Raw genomic sequence first — 21,981 nt, 5'->3', positions numbered from 1 at the left:
TGGCCGGGCCCCGAATGGGGGACTTTCGACCCTCGCGCCGCCGGGCCGCCGCTGGCTAGAGTGAGCCTGCCAGCGCGATGACGGCGCGCGAAAAACTTGAAACGAGGCACCATGGCCGGTCGCGCGAACGCCCCCGGCCAGTCGGTGACCAGCCGCGTGCTGAGCCTCCTGGCGGCGTTCGAGCACAGTGCATCCGCTCGCTCGCTGTCGGAGATCAGCCGGGAAAGTGGGCTGCCGCAGAGCACAGCTCACCGCCTGCTCGGCGAACTCGAGACGTGGGGTGCCGTGCAACGGGATGCCCAGGGCCGCTACCAGATTGGCCTGCGCCTGTGGGAACTAGGCCAGCATGCCGGTCGCAAGCTGCGCGATGTCGCCCGCCCCTACCTGCAAGACCTGTTCGGGCTCACCCAGGAGACCGTGCACCTCGCCATTCGTGATGGCGCCGAGGTGCTCTACATCGACCGGGTCTACGGCAGCCGGCGCGTGCCGCAGGCCGGCCGGGTCGGCGGACGCCTGCCCTTGCACGCCACCGCCGTTGGTCGCGCCATTCTCGCTTTCGAGGAGGAGTGGGTGCAGAACGCCGTGCTCGACGGTGAACTCGTGCGCCGCACCCCGCTCACCAAGACCGACCCAGCCGAGTTGCGCCGGGAACTCGCCAAGATCAAGGAATCCGGATTCGCGCTCGCCTCCGAAGAAGTGCGGCAGGGCTCGTGCTCGCTCGCGGTGCCGGTATTCCAATCTCCCGGTCAAATTTTCGGAGCGCTCGGCATCGTGCTGCCTACCTCTCGCGCCCACCAGCTGGAGCGTTACCTGCCCGTGCTGCAGGGCACCGCGCAGCGCATCCAGGCCGGAATCGCGCACCTGCCGGCCGCCGCCCTGCGCGTGCCGGCCAGCATGCAAAAACCCACCCAACAGTGAAGCCACTTCCATCCAGTGGGATGGTCCGGAGTATTTCGTTACCCACGCGCCTTAGACAGACCTCGTCGACCTCAAAGTTGAGAAAAGCAAACAAGGAGCCATCGTGACCGCTCAGTCCGCACCCGCCCACCCGACCGCCGCAACCGGCCAATGCCCGGTCGCCCACGGCGCCCCGGAACACGGTTCCAACACCAAGAACCACGGTTATGCCCCGTTCGCCATGACCGATCCGTTCCCCTCGTACACCGCGCTGCGCGACAACGAACCGGTCATGTTTGACGACGAGATCGGCTACTTCGTCGTTTCCCGCTACGACGACGTGAAGGCCATTTTCGACAACTGGAAGGTCTTCAGCAGCGAGAACGCCCAGGCCCCGGTGCGGGCCCGCGGCGCCGCGGCCACCAAAATCATGAACGACGGCGGCTTCACCGCCTACTCCGGCCTCAGCGCTCGCATTCCCCCTGAGCACACCCGTATGCGCGCCATCGTGCAGAAGGAATTCACGCCCCGTCGCTACAAGGCCCTCGAACCCACCATTCGCGAGAACACCGCGCGCCTGCTGCAGCAGATGCTGGCCCACCCCACCGGACAAGGCGACTTCTTGAAAGACGTCGCGGTGGACATCCCCACGATCACGATCCTTGGCTTGCTCGGTGTGGGGCCTGAGATGGTCTCGACCTACAAGAAGTGGTCCGATTCCCGCGCGGCGATGACCTGGGGCGACCTGAGCGACGACGAGCAGATTCCGCACGCGCACAACCTCGTTGACTACTGGACCGAGTGCCTGCGCCTCGTCTCCAACGCGCACGAGCAGCTCGCGAAGGGCGACAACGGCGACAACCTCGTCTTCGACCTCGTGCAGGCGCAGTCCACCGGCTCCGAGATCTCCGACCACGAGATCGCCTCGGTCTGTTACAGCCTGCTCTTCGCCGGCCACGAGACCACCACCACGCTCATCTCTAACACCATTCGCGAGCTGCTCGCCCATCCCGCCGAGTGGCAGAAGCTCATCGAGGACCCGAGCCGTATCTCGGCCGCGATCGACGAGACGCTGCGCTTCTCCCCGAGCATCGTGGGCTGGCGACGCAAGGCGTTGGTCGACACCGAGATCGGCGGCGTGCAGATACCCGCCGGGTCGAACATCCTCTTGCTGATGGGGTCGGCCAACCGCGACCCTGGCACCTTCGAACAGCCTGAAATTTTTGACATCAACCGGGTGAACGCCCGCAACCACCTGTCGTTCGGCGTCGGCATCCACTACTGCCTCGGCAACATGCTCGCCAAGATGCAAGACAAGATCGTCGTCGAAGAGACCCTGAAGGCGGCCCCCGGACTGCGCCTGATCGACGCCGAAAGAATCGTGTTCGGAGACAATCTGTCGTTTAGGGCGCCCACCGCTGTGCCCGTTACCTGGGGAGAAACGGGCATGACCACCACACCGTACATTCAATTCTTTGATGGGACGGATGCGCCCCGCCACGACCTGCTCGGCGGCAAATGCGCCTCGCTGGTCGCCCTCACCCAGGCCGGCATGCCGGTGCCGCCCGGATTCGCCATCACTACGGCCTCCTACGACGCCTTCATCGCGGCCGCCGGTATTGAGCAGGACATTCACGCGCTGCTGGCCAACCTCGACGTCGACGACGTGGCCGAGGTCGACCGGGTCTCGGCCCAATTGCGGTTCGAGATCGAAAGCCGCCCGGTGCCCGCCGACGTGCGCGCCGACTTCGTTGCCGCGTACCACGCGCTCCAAACCAGGTTCAGCGGGCCGGTTCCGGTGGCCGTGCGCTCCTCTGCTACGGCTGAAGACCTGCCCGACGCGAGCTTCGCCGGCCAGCAAGACACCTATCTCTGGCTGAACGGTATCGACGACGTCACCGAGCACATCCGTCGCTGCTGGGCGTCACTGTTCACCTCCCGCGCCATCACCTATCGGCTCAGGAACAACATCCCGAACGAGGGCCTCTCCATGGCCGTCGCCGTGCAGAAGATGGTCAACGCCCGCGCCGCCGGCGTCGCCATCACCATGGATCCGACCACTGGCGACCGCTCCAAGATCGTCATGGAGGCCTCCTACGGCCTCGGCGAACTCGTCGTCTCCGGCCTCGTCACCCCCGACAACGTCACCGTCGACAAGATCATGCTCATGGTGGTTAAGCGGGTGATCGGCGACAAGCACGCCGAGCTCGTACCCGATGCGGCCAACAGGGCACTGGTCGAACTCGAGGTCTCGGCCGCGCGCCGCGCCGTACTTTCGATCAGCGAGACCGAGATCACCGCCATCGCGACCATCGCCAAGAAGGCCGAGAAGCACTTCAGATGCCCCCAGGACATCGAGTGGGCCCTCGACCGTGACCTGCCCGATGGGCAGAACCTGTTGCTGCTGCAGTCCCGTCCCGAGACCGTGCACTCCTCCGGCACGAAAACGGATGCCGCCGCCCCCGCTCCCACAGCCGCCGCTGTTAATAGGCACTTCGGCATCGAGAGCATCACCCGATCACTACTGGTGCAGGCCGGTAAGCCAACGATATAAACCCGACCTGCACCATCCGCTTTGAAAGTCATTTCACCCGCGCACCACTTTCGAGAACGGTTTTCTTATGACAGAGAAGTCATTTCCCAGCCCCTATGACCAGGCTCCGGCCGAGGGCGCCGAGGGCTGGAAAGACCTATACGCCTACAACCTGGTGTTCCAGGAGAACCGCCGCGAGGTCGAAGAGGCCAAGTTCTGGTTCTGCGACAGCCAGCATTGGCCCACCGTGACCAAGCCGTTCGAGACGATCGGCTTCGAGTTCGCCGTGTCGTGCCTCGGCCAGTACAACACTCGCCACCTGCTCATTCCGCCGGCCAACGGCATCGAGTTTCGCATTCACAACGGCTACGTGTTCATGTCGCCGGTGGGAGTGCCCGAGGCGGAGATCGCCCCGCGCGTGCCCGAGTTCATGGTGCGCGCCGGCCACTACTTTCAGAACTGGGAGACCCTGCTCGAGCAGTGGCAGGGCAAGATTCGCGGCACGATCGACGAGCTGGGCGCGCTCAACTTCGACGCCCTGCCCGACAAAGTCGCTATCAATGACGTCACGAGCGGCAAGGGTACCGGCCCGAACAACGACCTGCTCGCCCATTACGACGCACTGATCGCACTCACCTACCGCGCCTGGCAGTACCACTTCGAGTTTCTCAACCTCGGCTACGTGGCCTACCTCGACTTCTTCAGCTTCTGCAAGGAGGTCTTTCCTGGCATTCCGGACCAGGCCGTCGCGAAGATGGTGCAGGGCGTGGACATGGAGCTGTTCCGGCCAGACGACGAGCTCAAAAAGCTCGCCAAGCTCGCCATCGAACTGGGCCTGACCGGCCTGTTCGGTAACACCGCGAACCCGGAGCAGACCCTGGCCGGCATCGAAGCGGCTAATTGCGGTGCCGAGTGGATCGCCGCCTTCAACGAGGCGAAGGACCCGTGGTTCAACTTCACCGTCGGCAACGGTTTCTACGCCCACGACAAGTACTGGCTCGACCACCTCGAACTGCCGCTCGGCTACATCAGCGACTACATCGCTCGCCTGCAGGCCGGCCAGACCATCGACCGCCCGGTCGCCGAACTGGTCGCCGAACGCGACCGCATCACTGAGGAGTACTCGGAGCTGCTCAGCCCCGAACAGCTCGCCGCCTTCGAGGGCAAGCTCGGCCTGGCCCGCCAGGTCTACCCCTACGTCGAGAACCACAACTTCTACATCGAGCACTGGACCATGGGCGTGTTCTGGCGCAAGGCCCGCCAGCTTTCGGCGATGCTGCAGGAGCAAGGCTTCTGGCCTGACGCCGACGGCATGTTCTTTCTGCGCCGCGACGAGGTGCGCGAGGCCCTGTTTGACTACGTCACCGGTTGGGCGGTCGGCGCTCCGGCGATCGGCCCGTCGTACTGGCCAGAGGAGGTCGAGCGTCGCCGCGTCATAGTGGATGCCCTGCAGCAGCAGCGCCCGCAGCCCGCCCTCAACACCCCACCGGCCGTCATCACCGAACCGTTCACCCTCATGCTCTGGGGCATCACGAGCGACCAGATCAAGAACTGGCTCGGCGATTCCGACGCACCGGAGGGAGAATTCCGCGGCATGGCGGCCTCGAGCGGTGTGGCCGAAGGACCGGCCCGGGTCATTAGCAGCTCTGACCAGCTGTCCGAGGTGCAGGAGGGTGACATCCTCGTCGCCCCCGTCACGGCACCGTCGTGGGGACCGATCTTCGGCAAGATTCGGGCCACGGTCACCGACATCGGCGGCATGATGAGCCACGCGGCCATCGTCTGCCGGGAATACGGCATGCCGGCCGTCACTGGAACCGGTACAGCCTCGTCGCAGATCGTGACCGGGCAGTGGCTGCGCGTCGACGGCAACAACGGCACCGTCACCATCGTCGACGATCAGGCCGCTGAGGGGCACAAGCACGACCTCAGCCTGGCCGGCGACGCGGTCATTCAATTGGAGCAGGCGCTGGACGGCCCCGTTCTCGAAGGCAGCCATGCCTGATCCGCGCACGGACCAGCCCGCTCTTGGACCTGTTCGAACGGTGCTGATCACCGGCGCCGCCGGCGGGCTGGGCCGTGCCTTTGCCCTGGGCTTTGCGGCCCAGGGTGACCGGGTGGTCGTCGCCGACACCAACCTCGAGGGCGCTCAGCAGACCGTGGCGCTCCTCGAGGCGGCCGGCGGCACCGCCCTCGCCCTCGCGGCTAACGTCACGCAGCTCGACTCAGTCACCCAGCTGGCAGCGGATGCCGCGGCGTTCGCTGGTGAGAACGGCCGGATCGACGTCATCATCAACAACGCGGCGATCTACGCCACCATCACCCGGTCGCCGTTCGAGGAGATCGACGTCGACGAGTGGGACCGTGTGATGGCCGTCAACCTCAAGGGCCCCTGGCTGGTCACCCGCGCCTGCTCGCCCTATCTGGCTGACGGGGCCGCGGTGATCAACTTGTCGAGCGCGACCGTGCTCAGCGGATCCGCCCAGTGGGCGCACTACGTGGCCTCGAAGGGCGGCGTGATCGCCCTCACCCGGGTGCTCGCCAAGGAACTCGGCGACCGCAATATCACCGTGAACGCGATCGCCCCCGGCTTCACCCTCACCGAGGCCAGCTACGGCCTGATCGAGGGCGCCGCCGAGTACGGCGTCGACCGCGGCTCCATCAAACGGGCTAGCGAGCCCGACGACATCGTCAGGGCCGCCCTGTTTCTGGCCGGCCCCGGCTCCCGCTACATCACCGGCCAGACCCTCGTGGTCGACGGTGGCCGACAGTTTTTGTAAGGAGATCTCAATGCCCTCTGTAACCTATATTTCTGCCACCGGCAGTGAAACGGCCGTCGCGGGATTCGCCGGCGACTCCGTCATGGAGACCGCCGTGCGCAACGGCGTTCCCGGCATCGTCGCCGAGTGCGGCGGCAGTCTCTCCTGTGCCACCTGCCACGTCTTCGTCTGCGCCGACAGCGTCTTTCCTCCCATGGAGGACCTCGAGGACGACATGCTCGACGGCACCGCCGTCGACCGCGAGTCCAACTCCCGGCTGTCTTGCCAGCTCAAGCTGCGCGACACCGATATTCGCGTCACCACTCCCGAAACGCAGGTGTAGACCATGCGAACCGGAACCCTCATCATTGGCGCCTGCCAGGCCGGCGTGCAGCTCGCGTCGAGTCTGCGCGAACTCGGCGATACCGAGCCGATCGTGCTCGTCGGCGAAGAGCCGCACGCGCCGTACCAACGCCCGCCGCTGTCGAAGGCGTTTCTCAAGGGCGACGCCACGGCCGACTCGCTCACCTTTCGCACCCACGAGTTCTACGCCGAGCACAGAATTGAGCTCGTCACGCGGGAACGCATCGTCTCCATGGAGCGCGACTCGACTGGCGGGGTGGCCACGGCGCAGTCCGGCCGGCGGTTCGAATTTGCCCGGCTCGCCCTCACCACCGGCGCCATTCCGCGCCAGATTCCATTCGAGGGCAGTGAACTCGGGGGCGTCAGCTACCTGCGCACAGCAACGGATGCCGCCCTTCTCGAACAGAGACTGCACACGGCCCAGAACGTGGTCGTCGTCGGCGGCGGGTTCATCGGACTCGAGGTAGCGGCCGGAGCCCGCGCTGCCGGCAAGACCGTGACCGTACTGGAGGCTGCGCCCCGACTCGTCGGCCGAGCCGTCTCCGAAGCGACGAGCGCGTTCTACCTCGCGGCGCACCGGCGCCGCGGCACCCGGGTGGTCCTGAACGCCCAGGTCAGCCGATTTGTCGGGTCGCACGACCGGGTGACCGGGGTCGAACTGGCCAGCGGCGACGTGATCCCGGCCGACGTCGTACTCATTGGCGTCGGCGTCATCCCACGTACCGAACTAGCCAAACAGCTCGGTCTTGCGGTCGACAACGGCATTGTCGTCGACTCGAGCGCGCTCTGCTCCGACGGCCTCACCGTGGCCGCGGGAGACTGCGCCAACCTGCCGAACCCTTCGCTGACCCCCGGCGGCATCGAGAGGCTTCGCCTTGAAAGCGTGCAGAATGCGGTCGAGCAGGCCAAGGTCGCCGCCGCGACGCTGCTTCGCCTGCCGGCCGAATACTCGACCGTGCCGTGGTTCTGGAGCGACCAGGCCGACCTCAAACTGCAGATCGCCGGTCTCAGCGGCGGCCACGACCAGATCGTGCTGCGCGGTGACCCCGAGACCGAGAAGTTCTCGGTGCTGTACTACCGCGCCGGGCAACTCATCGCCGCCGACTGCGTGAACCGGCCGCTCGACTTCATCGCCGTGCGCGCCATGCTGCACTCCGGGCAGCACCTGCCCGCAGACCGCGCCGACGACCTGTCGCTGCCGCTCAAGAAACTATTCCTTCCTGCCGTGCCCGTTTTGATCGGAAAGTGACCCCATGACACTGCAGACCGAAGAACTCGTCGACACCTCCCCCATCGCGGCGGGGGTCACCTCGGTCGACCTCAACGCCCTCTGGCGGGCGGTGCGCCCCGAGATGCGCTCGCGCTCGAATGACATCCACATTCCCATCTCGTTCGCGTTCGCCGAGCGTCTCTGCCTGGCCTACCCCGAGGCGGATGCGCTCGTCGTGCGCGTGGCAATCCTGCTGCACGACACCGGCTGGGCCCGGGTCGACGAGACCAAAATTATTTCGGAGGGGTTTGGCGCCAACTGGCGGCAGGCCGACATCCGCTACGAACACGAGATCAAGGGCTGCGAGATCGCCCGCGAGGTGCTGCCAGCTCTCGGCTACGATCTGGACTTCGTGGCGCGCGTCACCGACATCATCGATGGGCACGACACCCGCACCGAGAGCTACTCGATCGAGGATTCCCTCGTGCGCGACGCGGATCGCCTCTGGCGCTTCACCACCACCGGCATCGCGCTCGCCTCCGGCTGGTTCGGCCAGGAGCCATCCGCTTATTGCCGGCGGCTGCGCACCGACATCCTTCCCGAGCTGATCACCGCGGCCGCACACGAGATGGCTCTCACCGAGCTCGACCGCGCCGAAGCCCTGCTACAAACGGAGGTGCTGGCCACCGGCATCGACGCGCCCGCGCTCGACGGCAGCGGCGCATGACCAGCCTGGTAGACGCTAAGCCGGTGACCGCCAACCTGCCCTACCGGCACACCGACGACCTCTTCATCGACGGAGACTGGTCGCCGGCCACCGGTGTCGGCCGTACCCTGGTGACCAACCCGGCAACGGAGGAGGTCTGGGGGTCGGTGCCGCAGGCGTCCGTCGCCGATCTCGACCGTGTCGTGGGGGCCGCCCGCCGTGCGTTCAGCGGATGGCGCGCCCTGACCCCCACAGACCGCGCCGGCTTTCTGCTGCGGCTGGCCGACGAGGTCGACAAGCGCGCCGAGGCCATCTCGCACACCAACACCTGGGAGAACGGGTCGCCGGTTGCGGAATCCTCGCGGGCCGCCGGCAACGCCGCCTCGATTTTTCGTTACTTCGCCTCGCTCGCCGGCCTGCTCGAGACGCCCGACGTTCGCCCCTTTCCCGACGGATCGGGCGAAACCGTGGTGCGGCAGGACCCGATCGGGGTCTGCGCGCTAATCGCGCCGTGGAATTTTCCGATCAACCTCGTCGTCGCCAAGCTCGCGCCGGCCCTGATGGCCGGCTGCACCGTCGTGATCAAACCGGCCTCGCCGACGCCGCTGTCGGTGCGGCTCATCATCGACGCCGCCGTCGCCGCTGGAATCCCCGCCGGGGTGATCAACCTCGTCACCGGCCCCGGCTCGTTCGGCGACGCGCTGGTCAAGCACCGCGGCATCGACAAGGTGGCCTTCACCGGGTCGACCCCGGTCGGCCGCACGATCGCCGGGGCTTGCGGGCAGTTGCTGCGACCGGTCACGCTCGAACTGGGGGGAAAGTCGTCGGCGCTCGTGCTGCCCGACGTCGACCTCGACGCCCTGTCGACGGTGCTGATTCGCACCTGCCTGCGCAACACCGGGCAAACCTGTTACATTTCGACCCGAATTCTCGCCCCGGCCGAGCGCTACGACGAGCTCGTCGATATGGTCACCGCCACCATCGCGGCTGCCAAACAGGGCGATCCGATGGAGCCCGACACCGTGTTCGGGCCGGCTGCCACGCGCGCCCAGGAGCAGACCGTGCGCGAGTATCTTCGCAGCGGCGTGTCCGAAGGTGCCCGCGCTACCACCGGCGGCGACGTGCCTTCCGGCTTTGATCTGGGATTTTTCGTGAAGCCGACGGTGTTCGCCGACGTGACGCCGGACATGCGCATCGCCCGGGAAGAGATCTTCGGACCGGTGCTGTCGATCCTGCGTTACTCCTCGATCGACGAGGGAGTGGCGCTCGCCAACAACACGTCATTCGGGCTCGGCGGCACGATCTTCTCCGCAGACCCCGACCGGGCGTTCGCGCTCGCCGGGCGCCTCGATACCGGATCGGTCGGCCTCGGCTTCTTCGCCTCCAACCATGCAGCGCCGTTCGCCGGCCGGCACGATTCGGGCCTCGGCGCCGAGTTCGGACCGGAGGGGCTCAAGGCCTATCTCTCGCCGCAGTCGGTGCACCGCCGCATCCGCTCGACGGTTTAGCGCGCGCCGATGACCATCCAGGCCAGGCTGCGGGCGCGCAGGCCGAGCGTCACAGCCCGCGCTCCGAGGTAGCCGAGCGCGAACGCTGCCATGAGCAGCGCGAGCCCGGGCGCTCCCGCTGGCGCCAACAGCAGCACGGCGACAGCGAGCGGTACGAAGACGGCGAAGTTGATCAGCCCGGTCAGGGCCAGGTATCGGGCGTCGCCGGCTCCGATCAGCACACCGTCGAGCACGAACACGACCGCGCCGAGGGGGACGGATGCCCCCAGCACGATCAGGGTTGCCGGCAGCAGCCGGGTGACCGCGTCAGAATTCGTGAATGCGTGCCCGAGCACCCCGCTCGTGCCGATCACGACGACCGCGAGAACGAGGCCGGCGAGTAGGCCCCACTCCAGGCACCGGCGGAGCACAGCGCGAACCTGCGCCACATCTCCGGCGCCGAGGCCGCGCCCGACGAGGGCCTGGGCGGCGATCGCGAGGGCGTCGAGGGCGAAGGCGAGCGTCGCGAACAGGGTCATGGCGATCTGAAAGGCGGCGAGTTCGGGGGAGCCGAGCTGCGCGGCGACGAACACCGCGAGCAGCATGGCGGCGCGCAGGCTCAGTGTGCGGAGGAATAGCCAGCCGCCGCTCCGGGCGCCGAGCAACATGCCTTTTCGATGCGGACGCAGCGGCGCGAGGTGGTGCCGGGCGTGTTTGGTGACCACAACGAGGTAGACGGTGACCATGCCCCACTGAGCCACGACGGTGCCGACGGCCGAGCCGGCGATGCCCCAGTCGAGCAGGTAGATGAACACGTAGTTGAGCGCGATGTTCGCGCCGAAACCGATGCTGGCCACGTAGAGCGGGGTACGGGTGTCCTGCAGGCCGCGCAGCAGCCCGGTGGCGGCGAACACCAGCAGCATGGCGGGCAGGCCGAACATGGAGATGCCGAGGTAGCTGGCGGCATCCGCTGTCACGGCCGTTTCGGCGCCGAACGCTCCGACCAGCGCCGGGGTAGCGAGCAGGCCGAAGGCCGCGAGCAGCACGCCCAGGCCGAGGGCAAGCCAGAGCCCGTCGATCCCGACCGACACCGCCCGGCGCGTGTCGCCGGCCCCGAGCCAGCGGGCCACGGCCGGGGTGGTGCTGTAGGCGAGAAAGACCATGAGACCGATGATGGTCTGCAGCACAGCGCTGGCCAGGCCGAGTCCGGCCAGCGGTGTCGTTCCGAGGTGCCCGACCATGGCCGAATCGGCCAGCAGAAACAGGGGCTCGGCCACGAGCGCGCCGAGTGCGGGCACGGCGAGCCGCAGAATGTCCCGGTCGATGGGCTGAGCCCGAAAAATGTTGATGCTTCGACTCTACGGCGGGCGCGCCGGCCGCACTCTGCCGGCCGCGCTCACCACGCACGGCGCCGCGTGCACGCAACCCTCCGCGGTCGCCGCGCCAACTACGGGCCACCGCGCCACCTATAGTGGGCGCGCCCACCTGTACCGGGCGCGCCCACCAGCCCACCCGCCGCACTCCTGGAAACTGCCAAGAATGCCAACAATGCACAACGGATGCCGAATGCTCAATCTGTGAAATCGGCTCCAGTCGACCCGGGCAACCTGCGGAATTGATAAGAATGCCGAATCTTTCATAAATTGCTATCCCGAAAGAGGCCTATCCCACGCCGCACTTGGATAGGTTCGTTCCAGGAGCTTCTGCCGATCGTGGACGCTTCGGGTACGCGCCGGTAACAACATTTCTGGCCCAGGTACCTCTTCCAGACCGCAAGGATGTGTGCCGCCTCAGTGACGAGTGTGCGGACATCCGCTTTGAAAGGCTCCATCGTGCCTGATAACCAACCACAGCCCGAGGCACCCAGTATCGGCGTCGTTCGCGAGAGCGGGGCGGATGAGCGGCGCGTTGCCCTGGTGCCGCGAGCCGTCGCGTCGCTGGTCGCGAAGGGACTCGACGTTGTCGTCGAGTCCGGCGCGGGCGAGGAAGCCCTCATGGGTGACAACCTCTACGTCGACGCCGGCGCCACCATCGGTGATGCCTGGAGCGCCGACATCGTGCTCAAGGTCGCTCCGCCCACCGATACCGAGATCGTTCGGCTCAGGGCAGGCGCGACCCTGATCGGGTTCCTCGCACCGCGCAACACGGAGAACAAGATCGCCGCCCTGCAGAACGCGGGCATCGTCGGTTACGCGGTGGAGGCGATCCCGCGCATCTCGCGGGCCCAGGTGATGGATGCTCTTTCGTCGCAGGCCAACGTGGCCGGCTACAAGTCGGTCATCCTTGCGGCGTCGCTGTCGACCCGGTTCTTTCCGATGCTCACCACGGCGGCCGGCACGGTCAAGCCGGCGAGTGTGCTCGTGCTCGGCGTTGGCGTGGCGGGGTTGCAGGCTCTCGCGACCGCCAAACGGCTCGGTGGTCGTGCAACCGGTTATGACGTACGGCCGGAGGTCGCCGATCAGGTGCGATCGGTGGGAGCCCAGTGGCTCGACCTGGGGATCGATGCGGCCGGTGACGGCGGTTATGCCCGCGAGCTCACCGCGGAGGAGCGTGCCGCGCAGCAGACCGCGTTGGAGGCGGCGATTTCCACGTTCGACGTCGTGATCACCACCGCCCTCGTGCCGGGCCGCCCGGCGCCGCGGCTGGTGACCGCTGCGGCCGTGCACGGCATGAAACCGGGCAGTGTCGTGATCGACATGGCCGGGGAGACCGGCGGCAACTGCGAACTCACCGTTCCCGGCGAGACCGTGGTCATCGGCGGCGTCACCGTTGCGTCCCCGCTCAACCTGCCCTCGACCATGCCAGAGCACGCCAGCGAGCTCTACTCGAAGAACCTCACCGCCCTGCTCGAGTTGCTCGTGCGGGACGGCCGACTCGACCCCGACTATTCCGACGACGTGGTGGCGCTCTCCTGCGTGACGCGCGCCTCGGTCACGAACAGGATCTGACCATGGACTACACCGGCTTTCTGGCGAACATCGCCATTCTCGTGCTTTCGGGCTTCATCGGCTTCGCCGTCATCTCCAAGGTGCCCAACACGCTGCACACCCCGCTCATGTCGGGCACCAACGCCATCCACGGCATCGTTGTGCTCGGTGCCCTCGTGGTGCTCGGCACCGCGCACAACCCGAGCGTCCCGCTGCAGATCATCTCGTTCGTGGCGATCGTGTTCGGAACGGTGAATGTCATCGGCGGGTTCGTCGTGACCGACCGCATGCTCGCAATGTTCAAGACCCGCCCCGCCACCGGTGCAACCGACGGGAAGAACTGACCATGGACATCCTCGTTTACGCCCTCTATATCGTCGCGTTCGCCATGTTCATTCTTGGATTGTCGGGGCTGACGGCGCCCCGGTCTGCCGTGCGCGGCAACAAGATCGCCGCGGCCGGCATGGGCGTCGCCTTCATCGCGACTCTGATCCACATCCGCGAGACCAGCAGCTGGCTGGTGATCATCGCCGCCCTCGTCGTGGGCGTGATCATCGGCATCCCGCCCGCCCGCAAGGTGAAGATGACGGCGGTGCCGCAGCTCGTCGCCCTGTTCAACGGCGTCGGTGGCGGAACCGTCGCCCTCATCGCCTGGGGCGAATTTATCGAAAGTGACGGCTTCACCGGCCTCCGCGCTGCGTCCGGCCCGGTGCTTCCGCTCGTGATCGCTTCGCTGTTCGCGGCCATCATCGGGTCGTTGTCGTTCTGGGGGTCGATCGTCGCCTTTATGAAACTGCAGCAGATTCTGCCCGGGCATCCGCTGTCGGTCGGCCGGTTGCAGCAGCCGCTGAACGCGATCCTGTTCCTCGGTTCCGTCGTCGCGGCCGTGATCGTGGGGATCGGCTCGGCCAATACCGGGGCGGATCCCGTCTGGTTCGGTGCCATTCTGATCCTGGCCGGTATCCTCGGGGTCACGACCGTGCTCCCGATCGGCGGTGCAGACATGCCCGTGGTCATCTCGCTGCTGAATGCTCTCACCGGGCTCTCGGCGGCAGCGGCGGGCCTCGCCCTGAACAACATCGCGATGATCGTCGCCGGCATGATCGTCGGGGCGTCGGGCACCATCCTGACCAACCTCATGGCGAAGGCCATGAACCGGTCGATTCTCTCGGTCGTGGCCGGCGGCTTTGGTGGTGGCTCCACGGGCGTTGCGGCCACGAGCAGCGGTGACCAGCACGCGAAATCCACTTCAGCAGCGGATGCCGCCATCAAGCTCGCCTACGCCAACCAGGTCATCGTCGTGCCCGGCTACGGCCTCGCCGTCGCCCAGGCACAGCACGCCGTCAAGGACATGGCCAAGGCCCTCGAATCCCGCGGCATCGAGGTCAAGTATGCGATCCACCCGGTGGCCGGGCGCATGCCGGGGCATATGAACGTGCTCCTCGCCGAAGCCGATGTCTCCTACGACGCGATGAAGGAGATGGACGACATCAACGGCGAGTTCTCGCGAACCGACGTCACCATCGTCGTCGGCGCCAACGACGTCACCAACCCCGCGGCGCGCACCGACCCGAACTCGCCCATCTTCGGTATGCCCGTGCTCAACGTGACCGAATCCCGGTCAGTGATCGTGCTCAAACGCTCGATGAGCTCGGGCTTCGCCGGCATCGAAAACCCGCTGTTCTTCGCGGCCAACACGACGATGCTCTTCGGCGACGCGAAGAAGTCCGTCGCCCAGGTGACCGAGGAGCTCAAGGCGCTCTAGGTGGCCGCGCCCGACGCCGCACCACCGCCATCGCCGCGCCAGTTGCGGGTCGCCGCGCCACCTACAGATGGCGCGCCCACCCGTACCTGGCGCGGCGACCAGGATCGGGCGCGGGCATGCGCTCGGCGGATCGTGGCCTGCTGGGACAACGACTGGCGCCCGCAATGGCGGGTCGACATCATCACCGGCGACCGTGACCTCTTTCAACTCGTCGACGACTTCCGCCACGTGCGGGTCATCTACACGGGCCGCGGCATGTCCCGGCTGGAAGCACTAACGCATGCTTCGCTCACCGAAAAGACGGGCGTCACCCCGGCACATCGATGACGCGCGCCCGTGAGGCTCTGACCGCGCGCATCCGTTCATAGAAGTTGTCCGCGGCGTGTGCACCCACGACCGCGCCCCATTTGGGTACGCGCTACGCCGGTTACCGAAGCGCGCAGCCAAAGAGGGGGCGGCTACCTGCCGAACCCACGAGCGCCCGCCACATACGGCTCCCTGTCACCCCACCCGGATAGGCTGAACGCATGACTGAGCTGGCGACTGCATCCGGAATCAACCAGAGCGAACTCGACCCGGAGGTGCGCCCGCAAGACGACCTCTTTCGGCACGTGAACGGAAAGTGGATCGCGCGCAGCGAGATCCCCGCCGACAAGGCCCGGTGGGGCTCCTTCATGATGCTCGCCGAAGACGCCGAGAAAGCCGTTCGCGAGATCATCGTCGAGGCACAGACTGCCCCCGCCGGCACTCTCGAGCGCAAGTTCGGCGACCTCTATACGAGCTTCCTCGACGAAGAACGCATCGAAGCGCTCGGTGCCACCCCGCTGGCCGCAGATCTCGCAGCGGTCGACGCGGTCACCACCATCTCCGAACTGCTCGCGACTCTCGGTCGCCTCGAACGCGGCGGAGTGGCCGGTGCCTTCCACCTCTACGTCGACAACGACCCGGGCAACCCGGAACGCTACCTCGTTTTCATCGCGCAGGGCGGCATCGGCCTGCCCGACGAGTCGTACTACCGCGAAGAGAAGTTCGCCGACATTCGCGCCAAGTACCAGCAGTTTCTCGAGCGGATGTTCACCCTCGCCGGTTTCGTCGGCGCCGCCGAGCGTGCAGCGCGCGTCTTCGACCTCGAAACCGAACTCGCCTCGCACCACTGGGACAAGGTCGCGACCCGCGACAGCGAGAAAACCTACAACCTGCGCACCTGGGACCAGGTCTCGGCGCTCGCCGCTGGCGCTGACGTTGACCTCTGGCTCGAGGGCCTCGATGCCCCGGCCGGTGCCCTCACCGAGGTCGTCGTACGCGAGCCCAGCTACATCGTCGGCCTCGCCGCCGCCCTCACCGAGGACCGCCTTGAATCGTGGCAGGACTGGCTGCGGTGGCAGGTCATCCGCTCGAGTGCCGCGTATTTGTCTGGTGAATTCGTCGAGGCGAACTTCGACTTCTACGGTCGCACCCTGAGCGGAACCCCGCAGCTGCGCGACCGCTGGAAGCGCGGCGTCTCCCTGGTCGAGGGCGCGCTCGGCGAGGCCGTCGGCCGCATCTACGTGCAGCGCCACTTCAAGCCCAGCGCCAAGGAGAGCATGGACGTGCTCGTGGCCAACCTCGTCGCGGCCTACGAGAACAGCATCGGCACCCTCGACTGGATGACCGAAGAAACACGCACGAGAGCCCTCGAGAAGCTGAGCAAATTCACGCCGAAAATCGGCTACCCGGTGAAATGGCGCGACTATTCGAGCCTCGCGATCACCGCCGACGACCTGATCAGCAACGTCAAGGCCGCCGGCGAATTCGAGTTTCAGCGTGAGCTCGGCAAGATCGGCAAGCCGCTCGACCGCGACGAATGGTTCATGACCCCGCAGACCATCAACGCCTATTACAACCCCGGATTCAACGAAATTGTCTTTCCGGCCGCCATCTTGCAGTTTCCGTTCTTCGACGATGCGCGCGACCCGGCCGCCAACTACGGTGCGATCGGCGCGGTCATCGGCCACGAGATCGGCCACGGCTTCGACGACCAGGGCTCCAAGTACGACGGCGACGGACGCCTCATCGACTGGTGGACCGCCGACGACAAGGCCGCGTTCGAAACGCGCACGACCGCGCTGATCGCCCAGTTCGAGGGCCTCGAACCGAAAGCCATCCCGGGCAACACCGTCAACGGTGCGCTCACCATCGGCGAGAACATCGGAGACCTCGGCGGGCTCTCCATCGCCTGGAAGGCCTACCTGCTCTCGTTGAACGGTTCAGAAAGCCCGGTCATCGACGGCCTCACCGGCGCTGAACGATTCTTCCTCAGCTGGGCCCAGGCCTGGCAAATGAAATTGCGCGACGCTGAGGCCATCCGCTTGCTGGCCATCGACCCGCACTCGCCGAACGAGTTTCGCTGCAACCAGATCGTCAGCAACATTCCCGCGTTTTACGAGGCGTTCCAGGTGGGCGAAGCGGATGCCCTCTACCTCGCCCCCGAGAAGCGCGTCACCATCTGGTAGCGCAATTGTCCCCCCGACTGGGGTTAGTGTAAGAACGAGCTCTTCTGAGCCGGGGATGAGGCAGGCGCGGGGCGTTTGCCGAAGAAGGGATAGACCCAGTGGTCTTGTCCAGGCGTGACGGCGACAGCGCTGCTACCAGTCGAGCGGATGCTGGCCCGGCCCGTTCCCGCCACGCGGCGCTTCCCGGCGGTAAACACCGCACGACCGATTCGCCGGAGAACTTCGCCCGCGGCTTCGCGTCCCTCGGCGACCTCGCCCTCAACGGGGTGCAGGTTTCGGCGCGGGCGACCGACCTCGCGACCGGGCGGGTGCTGTTCTCGGTCGACGATCACGTGTCGATGCCCACGGCGAGCGTTGGCAAGGTGCTCCTGCTGATCGAGGTGGCGGCCCGGCTGCAGGATGCCGAGTTCGGCCTGGCCACGATGCTCGAGCGGTTGACTGCGGATGCCGTGGGCGATTCTGGAATCTGGCAGCACCTGCAGATTTCGCGGCTCGGCGTCGCCGACCTCGCCGCCCTGGTCGGCGCGACCAGCGACAACCTCGCGACGAACGTGCTCATTCGTGCCGTCGGGCTGCACTCGGTGCGCGCCCGCACCGAGCAGCTTGGCCTCAGTCGCACGGCGCTGCTCGACCTCGTGCGCGACAAGCGCGGCCCGGATGACGCCCCACAGCTGTCGGTGGGCAGCGCCAAGGAGCTCACCTGGCTGTTCACCGCGCTCGCCCGCGGCGAAATCGTCGATGCCGAGACCAGCGCGCGGGTGATTGGCTGGCTGTCGCTCAACACCGACCTGTCGCTCGTTGCCGGTGCGTTCGGACTCGATCCATTGGCGCACCGGGAGAGCGACCACGGCCTGCTCATGGTCAACACGACCGGAACGGCCACGGGGGTGCGCAGCGAGGTGGGAATTCTGCGCGGTCCGCGTGCCGGAGTGACCTACGCCGTCACGCTGATGTTCGACGATACCCGGCTCATGACGCGGCTCGCGGTTCAGGGCGGCATGCGCGCGGTCGGTGCTGATCTGCTGGAGTACGTGCACTGAGCGCGCCCGTTCGGCCGCCTCGGGATTTTCGCGCGCCGAGGCGAGAGTCTCGAGCCGATTCAATCGGTTCAACAACCCAAGACTCGCACCTCGGCGACCGGGGCCTCCTTGGGGCGCCACTGGTTCGCGCGCCAGTCACTCCCGCCAATCGGCCTGGGTCACTGGGTGGAATTGGGCCCAAGTAGACAGGCTGACTAACTAGTGAAACTATGTAGTTGTGCAACCGAAACCCTGGCCAGCCGATTGGATGCGCGCGGCCCTCAGCCTCTGCGTGCTGCGCGCGCTCGCGCCCGGCCCGACCTATGGCTATGCGATCGCGACCGCGCTCGAAGCGGCCGGGTTCGGCGCCATCAAGGGCGGCACGCTTTATCCGCTGCTCACTCGCTTCGAGGCGGCCGGCTGGATCGCCGCCGAATGGCGACCGGGCGCCGGGGGACCTGGGCGCAAATACTTCTCGCTCACCGACGACGGACAGCGTGAGTTGGCCGAACAGTCCGCTCACTGGCAACTTTTCTCCACTACCGTGCACGACCACCTGCAGAAAGGGCCGGCCGAATCATGACCAGCAACCCGCACGATCACGACAGCAGCGATTCCGGCAACGCCGACACGGGCATTGTCGACTCGCTCGGCGACCCAGCCGGTATCAGCGTGACTGAAACCGCACGGGAGACCGACAACGCGGCCTGGCTTGACGATTTCACGATCGAACTGCGCCTGCTCGAGGTACCCGGCGCCGCCATCGGCGATGCCGTGGCCAGCGTCCGCGAGTTTCTCGCCGATTCCGGCGCCCGTGCCGAGGAGTCGTTTGGCAGCGCCGCCCGCTACGCCGTCGAGCTCGATTTGCCGACACTTCCCGACGCAGGGAAGTCGATTACGGAGGCATTACTGACCAACGGAATCGGGCTGATCGGGCTGGTGGTGCTCGGCTATACGGCATACCCCCTCGCGGGCGGTGACGACGGTCTGGCCGTACGACTGTGGATGGTCGTGTCCCTCGGGGTGACGCTCCTCGTGTTGGGCCTGTTGCCGAGAATCGTTTCCGTTCTCTTGCGCGCGCGGAACCGCCCGCGAACGGTGGGGTTGATCGTGGCCGGGGTATCATTCGGCGGTTTCGGTCCGGTTCTGCTCAGCGTCTGGTGGGGGCAGGCGGTGCTGTTCAGCGTTCCGGCACTGCCGGTCGCCATCGGGGCCGGAATCCTGCTGCTGGCGCCCGCGATCTGGAACCAGGTGCACCAGAACCTGCAGGCGGATCTGATCATCGAGCCGGGCACCGGTGCCCCGACCCTCCCGTCCCTCGGGGTGCGCCTATTCGCCGTGGGCGCCAACTGGATCATGGTCATCTATGGTGCTATCAGCTTCGTGCTCATATTCGCCCTCTACCCGAACAATTGATGTCCGATCCAGCAACAGAAGAGGCCGAATCATGACGACCAGCAACCCGCGCGATCCCGACAGCGGTAGGGCCGGCATCCGCTCTGAAGAGGCGGCGCTTTCGACCGCGATCGAAACGGATGACGCCACCTGGTTTGACGAGTTCACCATCGAACTGCGGCTGCTCGGCGTGCCCGGCAGCGACATCGGCGATGCCCTGGCCAGCGCCCGAGAGTTTCTCGCCGATGCCGGAACGAGCGCCGAGGCCTGCTTCGGCAGCCCCCGACGCTACGCGGCCGAGCTCGGCCTTGAGACCATCCCTCTGCGCCGGGTGAACCGTGGGGGACTCTTGTCCGGTCTCGGGGTGCTCGGGCTTTTCGGCTTCCTGCTTTCAGCATTGCCGCTCGTGCACGGCGAGGCGGTCGAGCTCGATCTGGTCACTCTCGTCGTCGTGGTTGCCGTGGTCATTGTCGTGGTGATCGTGCCGACACTACTCAAGGTGCTCGCACGTCTGCGCCTTCGCCCGTGGATGGTCGTGGTCGCGGCCCTGTTGGGGCTAGCCACCTCGCTGACTCTCGGCCGGTGGGGCAACGGCGCCGCGCTCCTTACGGTGCCGGCTCTGCCGATCGTGATCGTCTCTGCGTTGCTCGTGCTCGTCCCGGCGATCTGGAGCCAGGCGCGCCATTCCCTGCACGACGACGCGATTGTCGACCCGGGCGGCTCGCCCGAGGTGCGCCCGTCGATCTCCACTCGCCTGTTTCTGGGTGCGATCACCTGGGGGATGGTGATTCTGTCGATCGTGGTCTGGCTGTTCGCGCTGTTCGGTGAGCCGCTCGAGCGCTAGCCTTTCGAGCCGTGAGTTTCACCCCGATTTAACCCCGATTTAATCGATTCAACGGGTGAAGACTCACGGGTCGGCGCCTGAAACTCACGGCTCGGCGCGCGCAGCCGACCTGGGAGCAGAAGGATGCCGCCGGCGATTAGGCTGATCACAACTAGGTTTCAAAGGAGATACGTTGGCACTGAATCGTCGTGTGGTTGTCGGAGTCGATTCCTCGACCCAGAGTTGCAAGGTTGTGAGCGTTGACGCCGACACCGGCGAGCTGTTGCAGCTGCAGAGCGCACCCCACCCCGACGGCACGAGCATCAACCCCGAGCGCTGGTGGGAGGCCTTCGAGAAAGCCGGAGGCGCCGACGCGGCAGCCGGCGCTGAGAACGTGCTCGCTCTCGGTGTGAGCGCGCAGCAGCACGGTATGGTCGCCCTCGATGACACCGGCATGCCCGTGCACGACGCCCTGCTCTGGAACGATGTGCGCAGTGCCCCGCAGGCGAAAGCGCTCACCGAGCGGTACGGCGCCGCGATGTGGGCTGAGGAGGTCGGCGTCGTGCCGGTCGCCTCGTTCACCATAACGAAGCTGGCCTGGCTGCACGAGAACCGGCCCGAGCTCGCCGCCAGAGCCGAGCAGGTGCTGCTGCCGCACGACTGGCTCACCTGGAACATTCTCGGCCGGCCCGCGGAGGCCACAACCGACCGCAGCGATGCCTCCGGCACCGGCTACTTCTCGGTGCACAGCAACGAGTACCGCCTCGATCTGCTCGAGTCCGCCCTTGGCCGCGCAGCCCGGGTTCCGCGTGTGCTCGGCCCGTCGGAGCGGGCCGGGGTTACCAGCGGCGGCGTCATCGTCTCGGCCGGCGCCGGCGACAACGCCTCGGCCGCACTCGGCCTCGGGGCCGAAGAAGGCGACGTGATCGTGTCGATCGGCACGAGCGGCACCGTGTTCGCCAGCACCGCTGCTCAGATAGCGGATGCCTCCGGCTCGGTCGCCGGGTTCGCCGACGCTGCAGGCGGCCAGCTTCCCCTGCTAGCCACCATCAACGGTGCCCGCACGCTCGTGGCGACGGCCGGCCTGCTCGACGTCGACATTGAGCGCTTCGGTGCCCTCGCGTTGAGCGCCCCGATCGACGCCGACGGCTTGCTCATGCTGCCCTACCTCGACGGCGAACGCACCCCCAACCTGCCGGACGCCACCGGCTCGCTCACGGGCATGCGCCGGGGCAATATGCGTCCCGAAAATCTGGCCCAGGCATCCGTTTTGGGTCTGGTCTGCAGCCTCGCCGACGCACTCGACTCGCTGCGCAGCCAGGGCGTGCCCGTGCGGCAGGTCATTCTGATCGGTGGCGGCTCACAGTCGCCCGCCGTGCAGAAAATCGCAGCGGATGTCTTCGGCGTGCCGGTCGTGCTGCCAGCCCCCGGCGAATACGTGGCCCTCGGCGCTGCCCGGCAGGCCGCCTGGGCGCTCGACGGGAGCTTTCCCGAGTGGAAGCGCGAGATCGCGACCGAACTTACGCCCTCGGCCACCCGGGACTGGGCCGTCGACGTGCGCGCCCGGTACGCCGAGCAGCGCGGCCTGATCTACGGCGTGTGAAC

The 21,981-nt window shown here is 66.8% G+C and carries 18 protein-coding genes and 1 pseudogene; 18 read left to right on the top strand and 1 reads right to left on the bottom strand.

What is annotated here, in order from left to right; translation table 11 throughout:
• Positions 1-111 precede the first annotated feature (111 nt).
• The 8 genes from CJ028_RS12610 to CJ028_RS12570 all read left to right on the top strand — a co-directional run bounded on the left by CJ028_RS12610 (position 112) and on the right by CJ028_RS12570 (position 9,976).
• Entirely contained in the window at positions 112-918 is an 807-nt protein-coding gene (locus CJ028_RS12610; RefSeq protein ID WP_105035568.1) for an IclR family transcriptional regulator, read from the top strand.
• A gap of 103 nt (positions 919-1,021) precedes the next feature.
• Entirely contained in the window at positions 1,022-3,451 is a 2,430-nt protein-coding gene (locus CJ028_RS21425; protein ID WP_240607237.1) for a cytochrome P450, read from the top strand.
• Between the two features lie 67 nt (positions 3,452-3,518).
• Entirely contained in the window at positions 3,519-5,435 is a 1,917-nt protein-coding gene (locus CJ028_RS12595) for a PEP-utilizing enzyme (RefSeq protein WP_105035567.1), read from the top strand.
• Positions 5,428-6,210, top strand: coding sequence for an SDR family NAD(P)-dependent oxidoreductase (locus tag CJ028_RS12590; RefSeq protein ID WP_105035566.1), 783 nt, complete (start codon positions 5,428-5,430; stop codon positions 6,208-6,210). Before CJ028_RS12595 ends, CJ028_RS12590 begins: the two co-directional genes overlap by 8 nt.
• Before the next feature lie 10 nt (positions 6,211-6,220).
• Positions 6,221-6,532: a 2Fe-2S iron-sulfur cluster-binding protein gene (locus tag CJ028_RS12585; protein ID WP_105035565.1), complete on the top strand. Its 312-nt coding sequence runs from the start codon at positions 6,221-6,223 to the stop codon at positions 6,530-6,532.
• Positions 6,533-6,535: 3 nt separating this feature from the next.
• The gene (locus tag CJ028_RS12580; protein WP_105035564.1) at positions 6,536-7,801 is read left to right on the top strand and encodes an NAD(P)/FAD-dependent oxidoreductase; all 1,266 of its coding nucleotides are present in this window, start codon (positions 6,536-6,538) and stop codon (positions 7,799-7,801) included.
• A gap of 4 nt (positions 7,802-7,805) precedes the next feature.
• Positions 7,806-8,489, top strand: coding sequence for an HD domain-containing protein (locus CJ028_RS12575; protein ID WP_105035563.1), 684 nt, complete (start codon positions 7,806-7,808; stop codon positions 8,487-8,489).
• Positions 8,486-9,976: an aldehyde dehydrogenase family protein gene (locus tag CJ028_RS12570; RefSeq protein ID WP_105035562.1), complete on the top strand. Its 1,491-nt coding sequence runs from the start codon at positions 8,486-8,488 to the stop codon at positions 9,974-9,976. The genes CJ028_RS12575 and CJ028_RS12570 overlap by 4 nt, the downstream gene beginning before the upstream one ends.
• On the opposite strand, the gene CJ028_RS12565 is transcribed toward CJ028_RS12570, so the two are convergent.
• A complete protein-coding gene (locus CJ028_RS12565; protein ID WP_105035561.1) occupies positions 9,973-11,253 on the bottom strand; it encodes an MATE family efflux transporter in 1,281 nt (426 codons plus the stop codon). The genes CJ028_RS12570 and CJ028_RS12565 overlap by 4 nt on opposite strands.
• A 534-nt stretch (positions 11,254-11,787) precedes the next feature.
• Between CJ028_RS12565 and CJ028_RS12560 the strand changes: the two genes are divergently transcribed.
• The 10 genes and pseudogenes from CJ028_RS12560 to xylB all read left to right on the top strand — a co-directional run bounded on the left by CJ028_RS12560 (position 11,788) and on the right by xylB (position 21,979).
• Entirely contained in the window at positions 11,788-12,903 is a 1,116-nt protein-coding gene (locus CJ028_RS12560) for an NAD(P) transhydrogenase subunit alpha (protein ID WP_205684027.1), read from the top strand.
• Positions 12,904-12,905: 2 nt separating this feature from the next.
• Positions 12,906-13,226, top strand: coding sequence for an NAD(P) transhydrogenase subunit alpha part 2 (locus tag CJ028_RS12555; RefSeq protein ID WP_105035559.1), 321 nt, complete (start codon positions 12,906-12,908; stop codon positions 13,224-13,226).
• Between the two features lie 2 nt (positions 13,227-13,228).
• A complete protein-coding gene (locus CJ028_RS12550) occupies positions 13,229-14,647 on the top strand; it encodes an NAD(P)(+) transhydrogenase (Re/Si-specific) subunit beta (RefSeq protein WP_105035558.1) in 1,419 nt (472 codons plus the stop codon).
• 42 nt (positions 14,648-14,689) lie between these two features.
• Positions 14,690-14,962, top strand: a pseudogene (locus tag CJ028_RS12545) (hypothetical protein); the annotation flags it as partial.
• A 212-nt stretch (positions 14,963-15,174) separates the two neighbouring features.
• Positions 15,175-17,139, top strand: coding sequence for a M13 family metallopeptidase (locus tag CJ028_RS12540; RefSeq protein WP_105035557.1), 1,965 nt, complete (start codon positions 15,175-15,177; stop codon positions 17,137-17,139).
• Positions 17,140-17,243: 104 nt separating this feature from the next.
• Positions 17,244-18,179 (top strand): serine hydrolase, encoded by a 936-nt coding sequence (locus tag CJ028_RS12535; protein WP_105035671.1) that lies wholly within the window; start codon positions 17,244-17,246, stop codon positions 18,177-18,179.
• Positions 18,180-18,396: 217 nt separating this feature from the next.
• Positions 18,397-18,741, top strand: coding sequence for a PadR family transcriptional regulator (locus CJ028_RS12530; protein ID WP_240607236.1), 345 nt, complete (start codon positions 18,397-18,399; stop codon positions 18,739-18,741).
• Positions 18,738-19,574 carry a hypothetical protein gene (locus CJ028_RS12525; protein WP_105035555.1) on the top strand — a complete coding sequence of 279 codons (837 nt, stop codon included), beginning with the start codon at positions 18,738-18,740 and terminating at the stop codon, positions 19,572-19,574. Before CJ028_RS12530 ends, CJ028_RS12525 begins: the two co-directional genes overlap by 4 nt.
• A 31-nt stretch (positions 19,575-19,605) precedes the next feature.
• Positions 19,606-20,397, top strand: a complete 792-nt coding sequence (locus CJ028_RS12520; RefSeq protein ID WP_105035554.1) for a hypothetical protein — start codon at positions 19,606-19,608, stop codon at positions 20,395-20,397.
• A 190-nt stretch (positions 20,398-20,587) separates the two neighbouring features.
• Complete coding sequence (gene xylB / locus CJ028_RS12515; protein WP_276309385.1) at positions 20,588-21,979, top strand: xylulokinase; 1,392 nt, start codon at positions 20,588-20,590, stop codon at positions 21,977-21,979.
• Positions 21,980-21,981: the final 2 nt, after the last annotated feature.

The organism is Cryobacterium aureum, from assembly GCF_002954245.1.
Classification (GTDB): domain Bacteria; phylum Actinomycetota; class Actinomycetes; order Actinomycetales; family Microbacteriaceae; genus Cryobacterium; species Cryobacterium aureum.
This window is presented reverse-complemented; position numbering and strand designations above follow the sequence as displayed.